Here is an 18,279-nt window from a genome sequence, read left to right as displayed (position 1 = left end):
CCCCTCGCACGCTGGACAACGCATCCTGTCCTCGCCGTCCAAATCAAAGGAACACAGAAGAATCCAAAACGCGCCTCGTGTAAACAGTCCCCGCCTGCGCGGGGGTACGGTGCGTTTTTGGCGAAGCTTACGAGTTGCGCAACGGTGCCGGCTTGACCCGGGAGGCCCGCTTTTCGCGACGGTCCAGAAGTAGCGGGGCCCCGGATCAAGTCCGGGGAGACGGGGGGCGAGGTGAGAGGTCAAGCCCGGCGGTGACGCGTGGGGACAGGAACGTCATCGGGTCATGCCCTGCCGCCGGGTGATGCACCTTCGATACGCGGCCTTCGTCCCGCATCCGGCGATCGGCCTCGTGCCAGTCGGGCAGCGCACCGTCATCCTGCGTCCAGTGGGCTATGCTCGCCTGATCGCACCAGCGCATCAGCTTCGGCATCGCCCGGCGGTGCGCGCCCGAGGTCATGTAGGCGCGCATCGCCGCCGCGTCGTCCCAAGCGGTCATCGTCCAATAAGCGCGATCGCGATCGGCGAGCAGCGCGCCGCCGCGATAGCCCGCCGCGCGCTTGACCTGCCGCATCGACAGCCATGTATCGATCAGGAACGCCGGCAGAAACCGCGCGGCGCGGATGCGCAGCCGGGTGATGCTGATGAAGGTCACGCGTCGAGCTCGACATCCCAATAGAGCCAGTCGTGCCATGTTTCGTGCAGATGGCCGGGTGGAAAGCGGCGGCCCTGTTCCTGCAACTGCCAGCTAGTCGGTCGGGTCGGCCGGACATGCAGCGGCATCGCCGCCTGTTTCGGAGTGCGCCCGCCCTTGCGCAGGTTGCACGGCGCGCAGGCAGTGGCGACGTTCTCCCACGTCGTCCGGCCGCCCTGTGCGCGGGGAATCACATGGTCGAAGGTCAGGTCATGCGTCGCGCCACAATATTGGCAGCTGAACCGGTCGCGCAGGAACAGGTTGAAGCGGGTGAAGGCCGGAAATTCGGACGGCTTCACATATTGTTTGAGCGCGATGACCGACGGCAATTTGATGCGCGCGGTCGGGCTGCACACTTCGCGGTCATATTGGGCGACGATGTCGACCCGGTCGAGAAACACGGCCTTTACCGCAGTCTGCCATGGCCAGACGCTGAGCGGATAATAGCTCAACGGCGTATAGTCCGCGTTGAGCACCAGCGCGGGACAGCCATCGGGATGGCGGAGGCGATCGGGATGGTACATGAAGTCCCCCTCGCGTAAACGTCGTCGCCGATATGATCGGCAACGATGACGGGCACATGACAGCACGGGGCAATGCCGAAAGTCAAACGGGCAGGGTCGTCACCCGCTTTGCGCCGAGTCCCACGGGGGCACTCCATGCCGGCCATGCACTGGCCGCGATCGAATCGCACGATCGCGCGCGCCGGGATGGCGGGCGGTGGCTGCTGCGGATCGAGGATATCGATGGCGGGCGCAGCCGGCCCGAGCATGTTGCGGGGATATTGGCCGATCTCGAATGGCTCGGGCTGCATTGCGACGGGGAGGTGGTGTTCCAGTCGGCGCGGATGGCGCTGTATCGCGCCGCGCTCGACCGGTTGCGGGCGCTGGAACTGGTCTATCCCTGTTTCTGTACCCGCGCCGATATCGCGCGCGAGGTTGCGGCGAGCGCGTCGGCACCGCATGGCGTCGATGGTGTCGTCTATCCGGGGACGTGCCGGGCGATCCCTGCGGACGTCGCGGCGGCGCGGCTGGGGGAGCCGCATGCGTGGCGGATCGACATGGCGCAGGCGGTGGCGCTGGCCGGGCCGCTCGACTGGATCGATGAGCTTGCCGGGCGGGTAAGCGCCGATCCGCTGGCACAGGGCGACGTGGTGCTGGCGCGCAAGGATGCTGGGACCAGCTATCATCTGGCGGTCACCGTCGATGACGCCGCGCAGGGCGTGACGCATGTCGTGCGCGGGATCGACCTGTTCGCGGCGACGCATGTTCACCGGTTGTTGCAGGCGCTGCTCGACCTGCCCGTGCCCGTTTGGCGGCATCACCCGCTGCTGCTGGGTCCCGACGGGCAGCGGCTGGCCAAGCGCAACGGCGCGCCGACGCTGGCGGCGCTGCGCGACGGCGGCATCGACGGGCGGGCGCTGGCCGACGATCTGCGCGACGGGCGACTTCCCACTGGATTCGCGCTGGCGAATGCTTAGCTTGGATACATGAACACCTTTCTGGTCCTGTTGCTGATCGCGGCGATGATCGCGGTCGTCGTCGCGCTGATCCGCGGCATCGTATCGTTCCTTGCCGAAGGAACCGCCACCGCGCGCGGCGAGGGGCCGAGCGAACAGGCGCTGAAATCGAACAAGATGATGCAGGCGCGGGTGTTGTTTCAGGCGGTCGCGATCCTGATCGTCGTTGTTCTGCTGTTCATGTCCGGGCGCACCTGACGCCGTGGTCAAGCTGAACAAGATTTACACCCGCACCGGCGATGCCGGGACCACCGGCTTGGTCGACGGATCGCGCGTCGCCAAGGACGCGGCGGTGATGCAGGCGATCGGCGATGTCGACGAAGCCAATTCGGCAATCGGCGTCGCGGCGGTCGCGCTGGGCACCGGTCAGGAAGGCGCGCTGTTGCGCAGGGTGCAGAACGACCTGTTCGACTTCGGCGCGGACCTGGCCACGCCGCCGGGTATTGCTGGCGCGCTGCGCATCGTGCCGGGGCAGGTGACGGCGCTGGAAGAGGCGATCGACCGGATGAACGCCGATCTGTCGCCGTTGACCAGTTTCATCCTACCCGGCGGGACGGCGGCGGGGGCGGCACTGCATCTGGCGCGGGCGATCGTCCGACGGGCCGAGCGGGCGGTCGTGGCCGCTTCGTACGGAGCGGACCTAAACCATAATTTATTAGCCTATATCAATCGCTTGTCAGATTTGCTGTTCGTGTACGCCCGATGGGTGAACCAAAGCGGCGGCGGGGACGTTTTGTGGGTGCCAGGCGGGGATCACCAGCCGGCATAGGAGCTTTCCATGCGAGCGACACCGGTCAACCTGCCCGACCAGGCGCTCGTATCCCGATATGCCAGGGTTCGTGCGCTCACCGATGCGCTGACCTCGCCACTGTCCGACGCCGATGCGACCGTGCAGTCGATGGACGATGCGTCCCCCGCCAAATGGCATCTGGCGCACACCACGTGGTTCTTCGAAACCTTCGTCCTGCGCGATCACGTGCCGGGCTATACGCTGCACGACGAACGCTTCCCGTTCCTGTTCAACAGCTATTACGAGGCCGAGGGTCGGCGTCATGCGCGCGGACGGCGCGGCATGGTGACGCGCCCCAGCCTCGACGAAGTGCGCGCCTATCGCGCGGCGGTCGATGCCGCGCTGCTGGCGGCGCTGCCCGATCTGCCCGACGAAGCGCAGCAACTGGTGGCGCTCGGCTGCAACCATGAAGAGCAGCATCAGGAATTGCTGCTGACCGATATCCTCCATCATTTCAGCGAAAACCCGCTGGAACCGGCGATGTTCGCGCCCGAGCCGAAGCGCCCGGTGGCGATGCCGGCACCGACCGGCTGGATCGAGCATGGCGGCGGCATCGCCCAGGTCGGGCATGACGGCAGCGGCTTTGCGTTCGATTGCGAAGGGCCGCGCCACGACGTGCTGCTCCACCGCCACGCGATTGCCGACCGCACCGTCACCAATGGCGAATGGGCCGCGTTCATCGCCGATGGCGGCTATGCCGATGCGCGGCTGTGGCTGGCCGATGGCTGGGCATGGGTACAGGCCAACCGGATCGAGGCACCGCTATATTGGGAGCGCAAGGGGGAGGTCTGGACCCGCTTCGGCCTCGATGGACGGCGCGCGATCGATCCGGCCGCGCCGGTGACGCATGTCAGCTTTTTCGAAGCCGATGCCTATGCGACCTGGGCCGGGGCGCGACTACCGACCGAATTCGAATGGGAGGTCGCCGCCGCGCGCCATGACCCGGCGGGCGGCAACCAGCTGGACCATGCCCATGCCGTCGAACCGCGCCCGTCGACCGGCGGACCGGCCTTTTTCGGGGACGTGTGGCAATGGACCGGCAGCGCGTACCGCCCCTATCCGCGCTTTCGCACGGTCGATGGCGCGGTCGGCGAATATAACGGTAAGTTCATGAGCGGGCAGTTCGTGTTGCGCGGGAGCTCGTGCGCCACGCCGCGTGGTCATGCGCGCGCCTCCTACCGCAATTTCTTCTACCCTCACCAGCGCTGGCAATTTACCGGCGTCCGGCTCGCAAAGGACCTGTGATGCTGCGTAGCGACGATGTGCCGATGGCGACCCGTGCCGATCCCGCCTTTCGTGCCGACGTACTGGCCGGGCTGACGCTCGGGCAAAAGGCGATTCCGGCGCGCTGGTTCTATGACCGCAAGGGGTCGGAACTGTTCGAGGACATCACCGCGCTGCCCGAATATTATCCGACACGCGCGGAAACGGCGATACTGAAGACGATCTGCCCCGAACTGGTCGGGGCGGTCGGCGAAGGCGTTGCAGTGGTCGAGTTCGGATCTGGTTCGTCGGTGAAGACGCCGATCGTGCTCAACTGCATCGAACCGGCCGCCTATGTCCCGATCGATATTTCGGGCGATTTCCTGCGTTCGTCGTCAGCGGTGCTTGCCAGCCAATTCCCCGGATTGCCGGTGCTGCCGGTCGAGGCTGATTTCATGCATCCCGTGCCGCTTCCGCCGCAAGTGGCGGACATGCCGAAGCTGGGATTCTTTCCGGGATCGACGATCGGCAATATGGAGCCGCTCGCCGCCGGCACGTTGCTGCGGGCGATGCGCGACTGGCTGGGCGAGGGGGCGATGCTCTTGATCGGCATCGACCGGATCAAGGATCAGGGCACGCTGGTCGCCGCCTATGACGACGCGGCGGGGGTAACGGCGGCGTTCAACCTGAACCTGCTCGACCGGATCAACCGCGAGCTGGCGGGAACGATCCCGGTCGAGGCATTCGCGCACGAAGCCCGCTGGAACGACGATGCCGCCCGGATCGAGATGCATCTGCGCGCTACGCGCGACGTGTCCTTCACCGTCGATGGCCGTTCGTTCGCGATGCAGGCGGGCGAGACGATCCACACCGAGAACAGCCATAAATATGGCGACCGCGACGCCCGGCTTTTGCTACGCAGCGGCGGATGGACTCCGGTACAACAATGGTGTGGCGACGGCACGTTCTGCGTGATCCTCGCCGAAGCAAGGGCAATGCCGATCGCGCCGTGATCCGCATAGTGATCCGCATCGTCGCGGCATTGCTGGCAATGCTGACGGTCGTCGCGCCGGCATCGGCCCGCGACCTGACGGTCATGAGCCTCAACATCCGGCTGCCGTCCCCCGACGACGGCGCGAACCGATGGGAATTGCGCCGCGACCTGACCGCCGCGACGATCCGCCGCGCCAGCCCGGACGTGATCGGGACGCAGGAACTGTTCGAACGGCAGGGGGACGACGTCGTCGCGCGCCTGCCGCGCTATCGCTGGATCGGGGTCGGGCGCAGCGGCTCCGGAAGCCCCGATGACGAGCATATGGGCATCTTCTATCGCGCTGACCGGTTGCAGGTCGAACGCTGGGGTAATTTCTGGCTGTCCGATACGCCCGGAGTGCCGGGCAGCATCAGTTGGGGCCACCCGCTGCCGCGCATGGTGACATGGGCGGTGTTTCGCGCGAAGGACGGCACACGCTTCGCGATGTTCAACACGCATCTGCCCTATCGTGCCGAGGACGAGGCGGCGCGCGAGAAGGGCGCGGCGCTGCTGGCGGCGCGCATCCCGGCGATCGCCGGAGATTTGCCGGTGGTGGTGACCGGCGACTTCAACACCGTGCCCGACACCCCGACCTATCGCCGGATGGCGCAGGCGTTGCGCGATGCGTGGGTCGCGGCACCGGTGCGGACCGGTCCCGAGGCGACGTTCTATGGCTTTACCGGCAAGCCCGATCGCCGCATCGACTGGATTTTCACGCGGGGGTTCGCGGTGAAGCGGGCGACGACGATCGATACGCGGCGGGGCGACGTGTTTCCCTCGGATCATTATCCGGTGGTGGTGACGTTGGCGCGGTAGGGTGCTTCCGTTCGAAGCGCATCACCCTCACCCTTTCGCGGCTCCGCCGCTCCCTCCCTCTCCCGCCGGGAGAGGGGTCATCGTCAGCGGATCAGCCGCGCGGTCCAGGTGCGGATATAGTCGATATTGCCGCGGCATTGCTCCATCTCGCGCTGTTCGATCAGGCGGAAACGGCTGCCGTCCCATGCGTAACGTTGCTTGACGCCGCAGTCGCCGAGCCCGCGCGCGCGCGCATCGGCGGTGAGGATACCGTCGGCAAAGACGGCATTGAACACCAGCGACTGTTCGTCGGGCGCGTCGCCGGCCGGCGGCGCGTCGAACGTCGCCGGGACCGCTGCCCCGCGCGTCACCACCGACAGCGCCGACAGCACGTTATAGGCACCGACCGTGCAGGGCACGATCGCCAGCGTCTGCCCGTCGCCGAGCGGTTTGGTCGTCGCGTCGGGCAGGTCGTCGGTATCGCACTTCGCCGCCGCGCGCATCTGGGTGACTAGCAACGGGTCAAGCAATGCTGATTCGCCCCGGATCACCGGCGCGCGGACGCCCGGGAGCGCGGGGGCGGGGCGGGTATCGGGACGTGGCCCCCTGGCGACCAGTGCGCCGGTGGTGCCGTCGCGCCCCTGTTGCGCGTCGATCCAGCGCAGGGCGGCGGCGGCCCCCTTCAGCGGGAGCGTGGCGAGCGCCCGGCCGGCGGCGTCGACGATGGTGACCGTGCCGCCATTCGCCAGTTTGCGGGCGAGGGCCAGGGCGGGTTCGCCGGTCAGTTCGGTCGTATCGTCGTGCGTCGTCCCGCCGCGCGCGACCGCTTCGCCATCGACCTGCGCGGTCAGCGGCAGGGCGGGGGCTTCGCCGCGCAGGCGGATCGTGAAGCTGCCGTCGGGGGCGGCGGCGCGCTCGATCGACAGCGTGAGTGCCGGCGGGTCGCCCTCTTCGGGGACCAGCGATCCCGCCTGACAGGTCGCGCCATTGTCGCAGCCCGCCGCCCAGTCGTCGAAGGTCTTCAGCGGCAACGGCCTGGGCCGGGCAGCGGTGTCGGTCGGCGGCATGGGCGCGGCGACCGGCGACGCGGTCGGTTCGGGCACCGGCGCGCCGGCATTGCAGGCGGGGAGCAGCAGCGGCAGGGCAAGGGGCAGGAAACGGCGCATGGGTGTGCGATACCGGCATGGACCGCTGACCGAAACCCGCTATTCCCGCGTTCAGGACGCGAAAGTCGTAACGAGAGGACGTTGAGGATGAAGACGATTGGCGTGATCGGCGCGGGCCAGATGGGGGCGGGGATCGCCCAGGTCGCGGCGCAGGCGGGCTATCGCGTGCTGCTGTCGGACGTATCGGTCGACCGCGCGCAGGCCGGCAAGGACGGCATCGCCAGGCAACTGGCGCGGGCGGTTGCCAAGGAAAAGATCGCACAGGGCGATGCCGATGCCGCGCTCGGCCAGATCGAGGCCGTAGGCGATCTGGCGGCGATGGGTCCGTGCGATCTGGTGATCGAGGCGGCGACCGAGCGCGAGGCGGTGAAGCGGCAGATTTTCGAGAGCGTGGGCAAGGCGCTGTCGGACACGGCGATCCTTGCGAGCAATACCTCGTCGATCCCGATCACCCGGCTGGCGCAGGCCGCGCCCGATCCGGCGCGGTTCATGGGCGTGCATTTCTTCAATCCGGTACCGGTCATGGGGCTGATCGAGCTGATCCGCGGCCTTGCCACCAGCGACGCGACGGTCGCGGCGGTCGAGGCGTTCGGCCAGAGCCTGAACAAGCGGATCGTCCATGCCAATGACGCGCCGGGCTTCATCGTCAACCGCGTGCTGATGCCGATGCTGAACGAAGCGTGCTTCGCGCTGGGCGAGGGCGTGGCGACGATTTCGGATATCGATGCGGCGTGCCAGCTCGGGCTCAACCACCCGATGGGGCCGTTCACGCTGGCCGATTTCATCGGGCTCGACACCTGTCTTGAAATCACGCGCGTGCTGTTCGAGGGGACCGGCGATCCCAAGTTCCGGCCCGCGCCGCTGCTGGTCAAATATGTCGAAGCCGGCTGGTACGGACGGAAGGTGAAGCGCGGCTTCTACGATTATTCGGGCGAGGAGCCGGTGCCGACGAGGTAAAGGACGCTTGACGTAAAGCGAGCTTGTCATGTAAAGCGTCCTTCACAACAGTGGAGGATGCTGACATGCCTGTCCCGTCTGAGATCAAGCGCTACACCGCCCGCCTGACCGTCGTCATGATGCTCTATGGTGTCGCGCTGGTGGGAGTGAATCTGTGGTTCCGCTACAGTCCGCCCACCGGCGCGCTGGCATGGTTCGCCGCGATCCTGCCGGCGGTGCCGATCGCGCTGGTGTTCGTGGTGATCGGTCGGTTGCTGGTCGAGATGCGCGACGAATATCTGCGCGCGCAAATGGTCCGGGATCAACTGATCGCGACCGGGGTCACGCTGTCAATCATGACGGCGATGGGCTTCCTCGAAGGGTTCGGGCTGATCGGCCATGTGCAGGGCTATTTTGCCGCGACGATCTGGTTCGGCGCGATCGGGTTGGCCGTCTGCATCCGGGGGATCGCGGCGTTCCGGGAACGCGCGCGTGGATAACCATCTGAAGGCGCTGCGCGCCGAGCGGGGCTGGTCGCAGCAGCATCTGGCCGAGCGACTCGACGTGTCGCGGCAAAGCGTCAACGCCATCGAGACGGGCCGCTACGACCCGTCGCTGCCGCTGGCCTTTCGCATCGCCGAACTGTTCGGGCTGCCGATCGAGGCGGTCTTCGTCAGCCCGGCAAAGGGTTAGATGAACAGCGCCCCGGTGTTGCGCGCGATCGCGGGCAGGACGATGCCCTGCAGGATGCCGATCAGCACCAGCACCACGAACGGCGCGAAGTCGAGCGCGCCGAAATCGGGAAGGATCTTCCGGATCGGACGATAGACCGGCTCGGTCGCGGTCATCAGCCCGCGATACAGCGAGCGGATGAAGTCGTTATGGGTGTTGATGACGTTGAACGAGATCAGGATCGACAGGATCGCCTGCACGACGATGATCCACCACAGAACGTTCAGCAGCACCTGAATGATATCGAGCAGGACGTTCAACGCTTGGCCTTTCGCGAATGGTTCTCGACTATAGGGACGCGCGCGCCCGGCTCCAAGCCTTCAGCGGTCGGATCGCGGCGCGATCCGGTCCCGTTTCAGGCGCGGACCAGCGTTCCTGCACCCTGTTCGGTAAAGATTTCGAGCAGCATGGCGTGCGGCACGCGCCCGTCGAGGATGACGGCGGCATCGACGCCCTGCGCGACCGCGTTGACGCAGGTCTCGACCTTCGGGATCATCCCGCCCTTGATCGTGCCGTCGGCCTTCAGCTCGGCGATGCGGGCGGGGTTGAGGTCGCTCAGCAATTCGCCGGTCTTGTCGAGCACGCCCGCGACATCGGTCAGCAGGAAGAAGCGCGACGCGCCCATCGCGCCCGCAATGGCCCCGGCCATGGTGTCGGCGTTGATGTTGTAGGTCTCGCCATCGGCCCCCAGCGCCACCGGTGCGACGACGGGGATGAAGCCGTCGCGTGCCAGACTGTGGAGAATGGTCGGGTCGACCGCGACCGGCGTGCCGACGAAGCCCAGATCGACATGGCGTTCGATCCCCTGCGACCGATCGGGTTCGCTGCGTCCGACCTTTTCGGCGGTGACCAGCCGGGCGTCCTTGCCGGAAATGCCGACCGCTTTGCCGCCGGCCTGCGCGATCCACGCGACGATTTCCTTGTTGATCTTGCCCGCCAGCACCATTTCCGCGACCTCGGCCGTCGCCGCATCGGTGACCCGCAGGCCATCGACGAACCGCGATTCGACGCCCAGCCGCTTGAGCATCGCCCCGATCTGCGGCCCGCCGCCATGGACCACGACCGGGTTGATGCCGACCTGCTTGAGCAGCACGACATCCTCGGCGAAATCGCGCGCCAGTTCGGGATCGCCCATCGCGTGCCCGCCATATTTCACCACGAAGGTGCGGCCGGCATATCGTTGCAGATACGGCAGCGCCTCGGTCAGCGTTTCCGCCTTGGCGAGCATCTTCGGATCGGGAGCGTGGGTCATGACCGCGCCTTTAGCGGGGTCGTGCGGAAGAGGGAAGAAGTTGGGTTCACGTGGAGGAACGGAGGGGTGGAGAAGGAAGTGGGTTTTCGCGCAGATGCGCAAAGGGCGCAGAGGGGCGGCAACTGGCGTTCTCGTGGCAGCCAGATGCTACGTCACCCCGGACTTGATCCGGTGTCCCGCTTCTATTCTGCCGCTGAAGAAGTAGAAGCGGGGCCCCGGATCAGGTCCGGGGCGACGATGGGGTGGTCGTTTCGATCTGCAATGATTGTCGTTGGGTCGTACCAGCAGGCGGGTGGCGGGTAGCTCCCCCAACGCTTTGCATGACAGGCTGACCCTGCCTGCCCCACAAACCCTTTGCGTTCTTTGCGCCTCTGCGCGAAACCAAAACCACTTCTTCGCGTCTCCGCGCCTTCCCGTGAAACCGAATTCCTTTACCTCTCCCGATCCAGCCGCCGTCCCAATGCGACGAACGCGTAGATCAGCGGCGGGACGAGGACGATCGACAACGTGACCTTGGCCAGCATCTGCCCGACGACCAGCTGCCCGATCGGGAACACGCCGTAAAAGGCGACCGAGATGAAGATCAGCGTGTCGACGATTTGCGACAGGACGCTGGCGATCGCTGCGCGCAGCCAGAGGAGCTTGCCCCGCCCGCGCTTCAGCCAGCCGAAGATGGTGACGTTCAGCGTCTGCGACACGCCGTACGCGACGATACCCGCCATCCAGATGCGCAGGTTGGAGCGCATGACGAGGTCGAAGGCGGCGAGCCGGTCAGCCTCCATGCTGGGGGCGGCGGGCAGTTCGAGGACGATCGCGACCAGCAGCATCGACGCCAGCAGCGGCAGGAACCCGAACCAGACCAGATGCTTCGCGCGCGACGCGCCGTACAGTTCGGCGACCGCGCTGGACACCACGACCAGCAGCAGGAAGGCGAAGATGCCCGCCTCCACCGCCAGCGGGCCGATCGCGACCTGCTTGTTGCCGAGCACCCCGGCGATGCAGACCATGCCGCCGTAGAAGATCGAAAAGATGAACAGCGCGCGGGGTATGGTGATCGTCGCCGGCGCTGGCGTTGCAGGTATCGTCGTTGCAGGTGTCGTCATGGCCCTTGCTAGTCCCGAAAACTGCCGATGGCAAAAGCGTTTGTCACCGCTGGCCCCCGCGACACCGGCATGGCATATCGCGACGGTTTGGGGCCGTCCGGGCGGGCGGCGGGGCAGGGTACTTCGCTTACATGACACGTTTCCTCATCGGCATCGCCGGCATCGTCGTGATCCTCGGCATCGCCTTTGCGTTATCGACCAACCGCCGCGCGATCCGGTTGCGCGTGGTCGGTGCGGCGTTCGCGTTGCAGGTGGGGATCGCGGTGCTGGTGCTCTACACGCCATGGGGGAAGGGCGTGCTGGGGTTCCTGTCGGGGGGCGTCGCCAACCTGCTCGCCTATGCCAATGCCGGGACGTCGTTCCTGTTCGGCCCGTTGGCGCGGCCGGAAATCGGCGGGACCAGCTTCGCGATCGCCGCCCTGCCGGTCATCATCTTCTTCGCCTCGCTGGTGTCGATCCTCTATTATCTGGGCATCATGCAGCTGGTGGTCCGCTGGATCGGCGGCGGCATCGAAAAGGTGATCGGCGTCAGCAAGGTCGAGTCGCTGTGCGCCGCCGCCAATATCTTCGTCGGACAGAGCGAATCGCCGCTGGTCATCCGGCCCTATCTGGCGGGGCTGACCCCGGCGCAGCTGTTCACGGTGATGACCAGCGGCATGGCGGGCGTCGCCGGCACGATCCTGGCGGCCTACGCATCGATGGGCATCCGCATCGATTTCCTGCTGGCGGCCAGCTTCATGGCGGCACCCGGCGGCATCCTGATGGCCAAGATCATCATGCCCGACACGCCCGAGCCACCCGCCGGGGAATTGCCGCTGGGCGATGCCGACCGGATCGGGCGCGAGGCGGATTCGATCGCGCTGGCAGAGGCGACGCATGACGAAGAGCGCCCGGCCAACATCATCATGGCGGCGGCACAGGGGGCGCAAACCGGCGTGAAGCTGGCGGTGGCGGTCGGCGCGATGGTGCTGGCGTTCGTCGCTTTGGTGGCGCTGGCCAACGGTCTGCTCGGCGGGGTCGGCAACTGGTTCGGGATCGCCGACCTGAGCTTCCAGCGGTTGCTCGGCTATGTCTTCGCGCCGCTGATGTTCCTGCTGAACGTGCCGTGGAACGAAGCGGGCATCGCGGGCGGCCTGTTCGGGCAGAAGGTCGTGCTGAACGAATTCGTCGCCTATATCTCGCTCGGGGAAGCGGGCGGACAATTGTCGACGCGGACGATCGCGATCATCACCTTCGCTTTGTGTGGCTTCGCCAATTTCTCGTCGATCGCGATCCAGATGGCGGTGACCGGCAGCCTCGCGCCCAATCAGCGGCCGATGATCGCGCGGCTCGGCATCCGCGCCTTGATCGCCGGCAGTCTCGCGAATCTGATGTCGGCGGCGCTGGCGGGGCTGCTACTCGCTTGAAAAGGCGGCGGTGACCCGCCGCGTCAACCGTCTGTTTACGCCATTTCAATACGGGTGCTCGTCCATGCCGGACACGGCGTGCGGATTGGGTGACGGGGATGGTCATGAACGACGGGCTGATCGATCAGCGGGTACTGACGCAGACGCGGGCAGAACTGGGCGCGAATTTCATCCGCATTCTCGGATATTTCCGCGAGGATGGGCTGAAGTCGCTGCTGGCGATCGAACAGGCGATGCGCGAACAGAATGCGGTGGCGATGGTCCTGCCCGCGCATACGCTAAAGGGTGAATCGCGGCAGTTCGGCGCGGAGACGCTGGCCGATATGGCGGAGGGGATCGAGCTGATCGCCCGCAAATGCGTCGAGACGCATGACGAGCCGACCGAGGCGCTGGAACATGTCGCGCGGCTGCGCCCGACGTTTCAGGCGACGCTGGCGTCGCTCGACCGCGACAGCAACCCGCTGGCGCAGCGCAAGTCGACCGGGTTCGGCAAGCGGCCGGTCGCGCTGTAGGGGCGGGGGTCGGCTGTCCCGTTGGAGTCTGACTCACCCTATCGAAAACGTCGCCTCAGCGGAGGCTGGGGCCTCGCGGGGCTCCTGCCGCGTACTATCACCGGGCGATCCCAGCCTGCGCTGGGATGACGTTCGCTTCAACGTGGGTGATCGGCCTGTAGTGCTGCGGACCTGATCCGAGGCCCTGCCGTCCGGCACCGAAAGAGCGCCACCCCGGCGTGAAACCGGGGTGCCGAAGGGGGCGTAAGGTCGCCCGCACGCCGCGGGCGACCGTCCGTATCAGAGCCCGTGCTTGTCGTATTCCGACTTGGCGTTGAGCTGGATGTAATTCTGGATGCCCATCCGCTCGATCATCTCGAACTGGGTTTCGAGCGTGTCGACATGCTCTTCCTCGTTCATCAGGATTTCCGCGAACAGATCGCGGCTGACGAAATCGCGGATGCTCTCGCAATAGGCGACCGCCTCGCGCAGCTGCGCGACCGCTTCGACTTCGATCGCGAGATCGGCCTTGAGGATTTCCTCGACCGTTTCACCGACGCGCAGGCGACCGAGCAGCTGGAAGTTGGGCAGGCCGTCGAGGAACAGGATGCGCTCCGCCAGACGGTCGGCGTGCTTCATCTCGTCGATGGATTCGTGGCGTTCGAACTGGGCGAGCTTGTAGACGCCCCAATGGTCGAGCAGGCGATAGTGCAGCCAATATTGGTTGACCGCGGTCAGCTCGTTCCGGAGTGCCTCGTTCAGAAATTCGATGACCTTTGCGTCGCCCTTCACGTCGTTCGTCCTTATCCTGTGATGGACGGGACTTACGCGGTTTGGTGCAACAGGGACAGCATCAAAATGGCTGATTTCCGAGGGTTTGCGCAGGTGCGAACGCTACGCAGCCGCGCGTTCCGCATCGATAATGGCTCGCGCGAACGGCACGCATTGACCGCATTTCGCCTGACATCCCAGCGCGCGATATGCCTGGCAGGCGCTGTTCGCGCCACCGCGCGCGGCCTCCCGCACATCGCGTTCCCGAATGGCATTACAGACGCATACGACCATGTTCGACCCTCGCTCCGTTGGGTCGGTCATACTGGTAGTGAAAATCGTTCGCAACAATTATTGCGGATCATTCGCATCAATTCATCGTGTCGGGGTCGTCGACGAACTGCGCATCGGTTGCCATTGCCGCCGCGCCAGCGAGCGCCACAGCCATTCGAATGGGCCGTAGCGAAAGCGGGCCAGCCACCATGGCGACCAGAGCAGCATCGCCGCGCACATCGCGAACACCGGCAGATAGAGCGACGCGCGCGACCAGTGACCGAACTGGCCGAGGCCCCAGCCGTAGAAGAGGAAGCACATGACGATGCTGGTGGCGAGATAGTTGCTGAGCGCCATCCGCCCGGCAGCGGCGAATCGACGTGCGACGGGGCCGCTGCCGGCGGCCAGCAGCACGATCGTCGCCGCCCAGCCGGGGATCATGATCGCGCGAACCGGGGTGGCGAGCGCGATCGGCCCGGCGACGATGGCCAGCACGTCGAGGTCGCGCGATGCGATCCAGACCGCGATCGCCCCATAGCCGAGCAGGCCGATCCCCATCCCGCCGATCGCCCATCGCCATAGCCGGCGACGCGACCAGCGGCCGTCGAGCATCCCGCTGCGCAGCGCGGCCATGCCGAACAGCATATAGGCGAGGGTTTCGAAGCCGATGATGAGCGTGTTGCCGAGGCTTTCGCCGATCTCCGCCAGATTGTGCGCGAGGATGCCGGCGTAGCTGCCCCGATACAGGGCAAGCTCCTGGGCAAGGACGGCGGGAGCGGGGACGCCGAACGCGTTCCGGAAATCGCGCAGATTCTGCACGGCCGTCGCGCCGTCGCTCGCCTGCATCGACAGATAGGCGAGCGGGATCGAGCCCATCAGCAGCGCATCGACAGCCGCGAAGGCGATGCCGAATGCCAGCAGCCGTCCGGGGCCGAGCGCGCGGAACGCATAGGCAACCGATCCGATCAGCGCATAATGGGCGAGGATGTCGCCGCGCCACAACAGCGCGGCATGGGCGAGGCCGAGCACGAACAGCCAGCCCATCCGGGCGTAATGGACCGCCGCCGCATCGCGCCCGGCCGCCTCTGCCCGGTCGGTGACCAGCAGCAGCGACGCGCCGAACAGGAACGAGAACAGCCCGCGCATCTTGCCGTCGAACAGGATCAGCACGGCATAATAGGCGACGCGGTCGGCCGCGCCGTTCAGGCCATAGGCGCGCGGGCTGATATAGGCCGCCTCGGGCAGGGCGAAGGCGAGGATGTTGAGGAACAATATTCCCATGACCGCGACGCCCCGGACCGTATCGATCGTCGCGATACGGCCCATGGGCGCCGGGTCAGGCAAGGGCGGCGTCGCCGTTCATCAGTGCCGGGAAAAAGCCTTCATGCGCCTTGCGCAGGTCGTCGAGCGACACGGCGAAATCGCCATCGGTCAGTTCGAAGATGATGCGGCTGCCGATCGTCCGGCCGATCGGTTCGGCATCGACCCCGGCCTTTTCCGCGCCCTGCAGGAATTCGAGCAGGGCATGGTCATGGACGGTGACGATATAGACGCCCTGATCTTCGGCGAAGAGCGAGCGGGCGATGTCGTCGAAGGGCAGCTTGCGGTCGAGGATCGCGCCGATATTGCCGGCCAGCGCCATCTCCGCCACCGTCACCGCGACGCCGCCATCGCTGACGTCGTGACAGGCGGTGATCTTGCCCGACAGGATCGCCTGACGGATGTAGCCGCCGGTGCTGCGTTCGGCGTCGAGATCGACCGGCGGCGGCGGACCTTCCTCGCGGCCGTGCAGTTCGCGCAGCCAGAGCGACTGACCGAGCGGCCCGGTGCGGTCGCCGACGCGCAGGATGATGTCGCCGGTCTGCTTGAACGCGATCGTCGCCGACTTTTCCCAATCGGCCAGCAGGCCGACGCCGCCGATCGCCGGGGTCGGCAGGATCGCCGAACCGCCGCCGGTCGCCTTCGATTCATTATAGAGCGACACGTTGCCCGATACGATCGGGAAGTCGAGCGCGCGGCACGCCTCGCTCATGCCGTCGAGACAGCCGACGATCTGGCCCATGATCTCCGGGCGCTGCGGGTTGGCGAAGTTGAGGCAGTTGGTGACGGCCAGCGGCGTCGCACCGACGGCGGTCAGGTTGCGATACGCCTCGGCGATCGCCTGTTTCCCGCCCTCGACCGGATCGGCGAAGCAATAGCGCGGGGTGCAGTCGGTGGTCATCGCCAGCGCCTTGCGCGTGCCGTGCACCCGCACCACCGCCGCGTCGCCGCCGGGACGCTGCACCGTGTCGGCACCGACCATATGGTCGTACTGTTCCCAGATCCAGCGGCGGCTGGCGATGTCGGGCGATCCCATCAGCTTCACGAGATCGGCGGCCGGATCGGTGCATTCGGGCACGTTCGTCAGTTCGGCGGGCCTGGGCGTCGGCACGTGCGGCCGGTCGTAGAGCGGCGCATCGTCGGCGAGCGGGGCGAGCGGAATGTCCGCCACGACCTCACCCTGCCACTTCAACACCATCCGGCCGGTGTCGGTGACATGGCCGATGACGGCGAAGTCGAGCTCCCATTTGTCGAAAATCGCGCGGGCGAAATCCTCGCGGCCGGGCTTCAAGACCATGAGCATCCGCTCCTGGCTTTCCGACAGCATCATCTCGTACGGGGTCATGCCGCGCTCGCGCTGCGGCACGTCGTCCATGACCAGTTCGATGCCGACCCCGCCCTTCGACGCCATCTCGACCGAGGAGGAGGTGAGGCCTGCCGCGCCCATGTCCTGGATCGCGACGATCGCGTCCGACGCCATCAGTTCGAGGCAGGCCTCGATCAGCAGCTTTTCGGTGAAGGGGTCGCCGACCTGCACGGTCGGGCGCTTTTCCTCGGCATCCTCGCCGAAATCGGCCGAGGCCATCGTCGCGCCATGGATGCCGTCGCGGCCGGTCTTGGAGCCGACATAGACGATCGGATTGCCGACGCCGCTGGCGGCCGAATAGAAGATCTTGTCGGTATCGGCGACGCCGACGGTCATCGCGTTGACGAGGATGTTGCCGTCATAGGCCGGGTGGAAATTCACCTCGCCACCCACCGTCGGCACGCCGACGCAATTGCCATAGCCGCCAATGCCGTGGACGACGCCGGAGATCAGGTGGCGCATCTTCGGGTGATCGGGCCGGCCGAAGCGCAGCGCGTTGAGGTTCGCGATCGGGCGCGCGCCCATGGTGAACACGTCGCGCAGGATGCCGCCGACCCCGGTCGCCGCCCCCTGATAGGGTTCGATGTACGACGGGTGGTTGTGGCTCTCCATCTTGAAGATCGCCGCCTGTCCGTCGCCGATGTCGATGACGCCGGCATTCTCGCCCGGGCCGCAGATGACCTGACGCCCGGTCGTCGGCAGCTTCTTCAGGTGGATGCGGCTGGATTTATAGCTGCAATGTTCCGACCACATGACCGAAAAGATGCCGAGTTCGGTGAGGTTCGGCGCACGGCCCATCGCGTGCAGGACACGCTCATATTCTTCGGGGCTCAGGCCGTGTTCGGCGACGATCTCGGGCGTGATCTGGGTCATGGGCGTGCCTCTAGCGTGCGCGCGCGGGCGGTGCCAGCCGGTTTGTGATCGTTGCTGCCGTGTTTCCGCCGGTTCTGTTGCGTTGCAAAATAGGTACAGCGCCAGAACAATTATGCGCCGCTGGATGTAAATCCGCTTCGGTTAACCCCTTTGCTGTGGGAACCTTGCATGGCGCTAGACGTCGGTGATCCGCATCGCCGGTCGCTGGCGTAGCAGGGCGTGATGCCGAGCAAGGGAGAATTTGAATGGTTTCGAAGTTTCTGACGGCAATCGCCGCAACCACGCTGGTCGCAGCCCCGGTCGCCGCCAACGCCGCATCGAACGCACAGTCGCTGTCGGTTGCGAAGTCGGTCCGTGCGTCGGCCCCGACCAAGGGTGGCCAGAAGCTGGCCGGTGGCGGCATCGTGTTCGCACTGTTGGCAGCCGCGATCGTTGCCGGCGGCGTCATCATCGCCACCGACGACAATTCGGACAGCAACTAAGTCCGGTTGCGGGGCGGGGGCCGGTTCGGTCCCCGCTTCGGTTTTCAGTTCGTACCTTGCCCGGTAGCGTAGTCCGG

At 66.3% G+C, this 18,279-nt stretch carries 22 protein-coding genes; 12 read left to right on the top strand and 10 right to left on the bottom strand.

What is annotated here, in order from left to right:
* Nucleotides 1–205 precede the first annotated feature (205 nt).
* Both ASE70_RS04155 and ASE70_RS04150 read right to left on the bottom strand, forming a co-directional pair.
* Nucleotides 206–652: a DUF3291 domain-containing protein gene (locus tag ASE70_RS04155; protein WP_156355965.1), complete on the bottom strand. Its 447-nt coding sequence runs from the start codon at nucleotides 650–652 to the stop codon at nucleotides 206–208.
* Nucleotides 649–1,215 (bottom strand): HNH endonuclease, encoded by a 567-nt coding sequence (locus tag ASE70_RS04150; RefSeq protein WP_055996628.1) that lies wholly within the window; start codon nucleotides 1,213–1,215, stop codon nucleotides 649–651. The genes ASE70_RS04155 and ASE70_RS04150 overlap by 4 nt, the downstream gene beginning before the upstream one ends.
* Before the next feature lie 56 nt (nucleotides 1,216–1,271).
* Between ASE70_RS04150 and gluQRS the strand changes: the two genes are divergently transcribed.
* The 6 genes from gluQRS to ASE70_RS04120 are packed head-to-tail and all read left to right on the top strand — an operon-like array spanning nucleotide 1,272 to nucleotide 6,052.
* On the top strand, nucleotides 1,272–2,171 hold the full coding sequence (gluQRS, locus tag ASE70_RS04145) for a tRNA glutamyl-Q(34) synthetase GluQRS (RefSeq protein ID WP_056501714.1): 900 nt from the start codon (nucleotides 1,272–1,274) through the stop codon (nucleotides 2,169–2,171).
* 9 nt (nucleotides 2,172–2,180) lie between these two features.
* Nucleotides 2,181–2,408: a twin transmembrane helix small protein gene (locus ASE70_RS04140; RefSeq protein ID WP_056501661.1), complete on the top strand. Its 228-nt coding sequence runs from the start codon at nucleotides 2,181–2,183 to the stop codon at nucleotides 2,406–2,408.
* 4 nt (nucleotides 2,409–2,412) lie between these two features.
* On the top strand, nucleotides 2,413–2,979 hold the full coding sequence (locus ASE70_RS04135; RefSeq protein WP_056501659.1) for a cob(I)yrinic acid a,c-diamide adenosyltransferase: 567 nt from the start codon (nucleotides 2,413–2,415) through the stop codon (nucleotides 2,977–2,979).
* A 9-nt stretch (nucleotides 2,980–2,988) separates the two neighbouring features.
* Nucleotides 2,989–4,245, top strand: a complete 1,257-nt coding sequence (gene egtB, locus ASE70_RS04130) for an ergothioneine biosynthesis protein EgtB (RefSeq protein ID WP_056501656.1) — start codon at nucleotides 2,989–2,991, stop codon at nucleotides 4,243–4,245.
* Nucleotides 4,245–5,216 carry an L-histidine N(alpha)-methyltransferase gene (egtD, locus tag ASE70_RS04125; protein WP_056501652.1) on the top strand — a complete coding sequence of 324 codons (972 nt, stop codon included), beginning with the start codon at nucleotides 4,245–4,247 and terminating at the stop codon, nucleotides 5,214–5,216. The genes egtB and egtD overlap by 1 nt, the downstream gene beginning before the upstream one ends.
* Nucleotides 5,213–6,052 (top strand): endonuclease/exonuclease/phosphatase family protein, encoded by an 840-nt coding sequence (locus tag ASE70_RS04120; protein ID WP_235519582.1) that lies wholly within the window; start codon nucleotides 5,213–5,215, stop codon nucleotides 6,050–6,052. Before egtD ends, ASE70_RS04120 begins: the two co-directional genes overlap by 4 nt.
* Before the next feature lie 83 nt (nucleotides 6,053–6,135).
* On the opposite strand, the gene ASE70_RS04115 is transcribed toward ASE70_RS04120, so the two are convergent.
* Nucleotides 6,136–7,197 carry a DUF1176 domain-containing protein gene (locus tag ASE70_RS04115; protein ID WP_056501649.1) on the bottom strand — a complete coding sequence of 354 codons (1,062 nt, stop codon included), beginning with the start codon at nucleotides 7,195–7,197 and terminating at the stop codon, nucleotides 6,136–6,138.
* 87 nt (nucleotides 7,198–7,284) lie between these two features.
* Between ASE70_RS04115 and ASE70_RS04110 the strand changes: the two genes are divergently transcribed.
* The 3 genes from ASE70_RS04110 (at nucleotide 7,285) to ASE70_RS04100 (ending at nucleotide 8,826) form a co-directional block, all read left to right on the top strand.
* The gene (locus tag ASE70_RS04110; protein ID WP_056501646.1) at nucleotides 7,285–8,154 is read left to right on the top strand and encodes a 3-hydroxyacyl-CoA dehydrogenase NAD-binding domain-containing protein; all 870 of its coding nucleotides are present in this window, start codon (nucleotides 7,285–7,287) and stop codon (nucleotides 8,152–8,154) included.
* Nucleotides 8,155–8,219: 65 nt separating this feature from the next.
* Nucleotides 8,220–8,633 carry a hypothetical protein gene (locus ASE70_RS04105; RefSeq protein WP_056501643.1) on the top strand — a complete coding sequence of 138 codons (414 nt, stop codon included), beginning with the start codon at nucleotides 8,220–8,222 and terminating at the stop codon, nucleotides 8,631–8,633.
* Nucleotides 8,626–8,826, top strand: a complete 201-nt coding sequence (locus ASE70_RS04100; RefSeq protein ID WP_056501639.1) for a helix-turn-helix transcriptional regulator — start codon at nucleotides 8,626–8,628, stop codon at nucleotides 8,824–8,826. The genes ASE70_RS04105 and ASE70_RS04100 overlap by 8 nt, the downstream gene beginning before the upstream one ends.
* On the opposite strand, the gene ASE70_RS04095 is transcribed toward ASE70_RS04100, so the two are convergent.
* The 3 genes from ASE70_RS04095 to ASE70_RS04085 form a co-directional block, all read right to left on the bottom strand.
* Nucleotides 8,823–9,125: a YggT family protein gene (locus tag ASE70_RS04095; RefSeq protein WP_056501636.1), complete on the bottom strand. Its 303-nt coding sequence runs from the start codon at nucleotides 9,123–9,125 to the stop codon at nucleotides 8,823–8,825. The genes ASE70_RS04100 and ASE70_RS04095 overlap by 4 nt on opposite strands.
* A gap of 95 nt (nucleotides 9,126–9,220) precedes the next feature.
* Nucleotides 9,221–10,117: an acetylglutamate kinase gene (gene argB, locus ASE70_RS04090; protein ID WP_055996602.1), complete on the bottom strand. Its 897-nt coding sequence runs from the start codon at nucleotides 10,115–10,117 to the stop codon at nucleotides 9,221–9,223.
* Nucleotides 10,118–10,548: 431 nt separating this feature from the next.
* The gene (locus tag ASE70_RS04085; RefSeq protein WP_156347392.1) at nucleotides 10,549–11,220 is read right to left on the bottom strand and encodes a queuosine precursor transporter; all 672 of its coding nucleotides are present in this window, start codon (nucleotides 11,218–11,220) and stop codon (nucleotides 10,549–10,551) included.
* Nucleotides 11,221–11,351: 131 nt separating this feature from the next.
* Here ASE70_RS04085 and ASE70_RS04080 point away from each other — a divergent pair, with 131 nt between their 5' ends.
* Both ASE70_RS04080 and ASE70_RS04075 read left to right on the top strand, forming a co-directional pair.
* Complete coding sequence (locus ASE70_RS04080) at nucleotides 11,352–12,626, top strand: NupC/NupG family nucleoside CNT transporter (RefSeq protein ID WP_056400166.1); 1,275 nt, start codon at nucleotides 11,352–11,354, stop codon at nucleotides 12,624–12,626.
* A 104-nt stretch (nucleotides 12,627–12,730) separates the two neighbouring features.
* Nucleotides 12,731–13,138 carry an Hpt domain-containing protein gene (locus ASE70_RS04075; protein WP_235512302.1) on the top strand — a complete coding sequence of 136 codons (408 nt, stop codon included), beginning with the start codon at nucleotides 12,731–12,733 and terminating at the stop codon, nucleotides 13,136–13,138.
* A 279-nt stretch (nucleotides 13,139–13,417) separates the two neighbouring features.
* Here the strand turns inward: ASE70_RS04075 and bfr are convergent, their stop codons facing one another.
* The 4 genes from bfr to purL form a co-directional block, all read right to left on the bottom strand.
* A complete protein-coding gene (gene bfr, locus ASE70_RS04070) occupies nucleotides 13,418–13,909 on the bottom strand; it encodes a bacterioferritin (RefSeq protein WP_055996593.1) in 492 nt (163 codons plus the stop codon).
* Between the two features lie 102 nt (nucleotides 13,910–14,011).
* On the bottom strand, nucleotides 14,012–14,182 hold the full coding sequence (locus ASE70_RS04065; protein ID WP_055996590.1) for a (2Fe-2S)-binding protein: 171 nt from the start codon (nucleotides 14,180–14,182) through the stop codon (nucleotides 14,012–14,014).
* 81 nt (nucleotides 14,183–14,263) lie between these two features.
* Nucleotides 14,264–15,487 (bottom strand): DUF418 domain-containing protein, encoded by a 1,224-nt coding sequence (locus ASE70_RS04060; protein WP_056501633.1) that lies wholly within the window; start codon nucleotides 15,485–15,487, stop codon nucleotides 14,264–14,266.
* Between the two features lie 10 nt (nucleotides 15,488–15,497).
* A complete protein-coding gene (gene purL / locus ASE70_RS04055) occupies nucleotides 15,498–17,720 on the bottom strand; it encodes a phosphoribosylformylglycinamidine synthase subunit PurL (protein WP_056501630.1) in 2,223 nt (740 codons plus the stop codon).
* Between the two features lie 245 nt (nucleotides 17,721–17,965).
* Between purL and ASE70_RS04050 the strand changes: the two genes are divergently transcribed.
* Nucleotides 17,966–18,202 carry a hypothetical protein gene (locus ASE70_RS04050; RefSeq protein WP_056400153.1) on the top strand — a complete coding sequence of 79 codons (237 nt, stop codon included), beginning with the start codon at nucleotides 17,966–17,968 and terminating at the stop codon, nucleotides 18,200–18,202.
* The last annotated feature ends 77 nt before the right edge of the window (nucleotides 18,203–18,279 follow it).

This window comes from Sphingomonas sp. Leaf22 (genome assembly GCF_001421715.1).
Taxonomy (GTDB): Bacteria; Pseudomonadota; Alphaproteobacteria; order Sphingomonadales; family Sphingomonadaceae; genus Sphingomonas.
The sequence above is the reverse complement of the archived record's forward strand: the minus strand, read 5'-3'. Positions and strand labels throughout refer to the sequence as shown.

Bases quoted from the DNA above. Each gene is read 5' to 3' on its own strand.
- ASE70_RS04075 (WP_235512302.1), top strand. From the start codon at position 12,731: ATGAACGACGGGCTGATCGATCAGCGGGTACTGACGCAGACGCGGGCA.
- ASE70_RS04140 (WP_056501661.1), top strand. From the start codon at position 2,181: ATGAACACCTTTCTGGTCCTGTTGCTGATCGCGGCGATGATCGCGGTC.
- ASE70_RS04065 (WP_055996590.1), bottom strand. From the start codon at position 14,182: ATGGTCGTATGCGTCTGTAATGCCATTCGGGAACGCGATGTGCGGGAG.
- ASE70_RS04050 (WP_056400153.1), top strand. From the start codon at position 17,966: ATGGTTTCGAAGTTTCTGACGGCAATCGCCGCAACCACGCTGGTCGCA.
- ASE70_RS04105 (WP_056501643.1), top strand. From the start codon at position 8,220: ATGCCTGTCCCGTCTGAGATCAAGCGCTACACCGCCCGCCTGACCGTC.
- ASE70_RS04060 (WP_056501633.1), bottom strand. From the start codon at position 15,487: ATGGGCCGTATCGCGACGATCGATACGGTCCGGGGCGTCGCGGTCATG.
- ASE70_RS04085 (WP_156347392.1), bottom strand. From the start codon at position 11,220: ATGACGACACCTGCAACGACGATACCTGCAACGCCAGCGCCGGCGACG.
- argB (WP_055996602.1), bottom strand. From the start codon at position 10,117: ATGACCCACGCTCCCGATCCGAAGATGCTCGCCAAGGCGGAAACGCTG.
- egtB (WP_056501656.1), top strand. From the start codon at position 2,989: ATGCGAGCGACACCGGTCAACCTGCCCGACCAGGCGCTCGTATCCCGA.
- ASE70_RS04150 (WP_055996628.1), bottom strand. From the start codon at position 1,215: ATGTACCATCCCGATCGCCTCCGCCATCCCGATGGCTGTCCCGCGCTG.
- ASE70_RS04080 (WP_056400166.1), top strand. From the start codon at position 11,352: ATGACACGTTTCCTCATCGGCATCGCCGGCATCGTCGTGATCCTCGGC.
- purL (WP_056501630.1), bottom strand. From the start codon at position 17,720: ATGACCCAGATCACGCCCGAGATCGTCGCCGAACACGGCCTGAGCCCC.
- ASE70_RS04115 (WP_056501649.1), bottom strand. From the start codon at position 7,197: ATGCGCCGTTTCCTGCCCCTTGCCCTGCCGCTGCTGCTCCCCGCCTGC.
- ASE70_RS04110 (WP_056501646.1), top strand. From the start codon at position 7,285: ATGAAGACGATTGGCGTGATCGGCGCGGGCCAGATGGGGGCGGGGATC.
- egtD (WP_056501652.1), top strand. From the start codon at position 4,245: ATGCTGCGTAGCGACGATGTGCCGATGGCGACCCGTGCCGATCCCGCC.
- gluQRS (WP_056501714.1), top strand. From the start codon at position 1,272: ATGACAGCACGGGGCAATGCCGAAAGTCAAACGGGCAGGGTCGTCACC.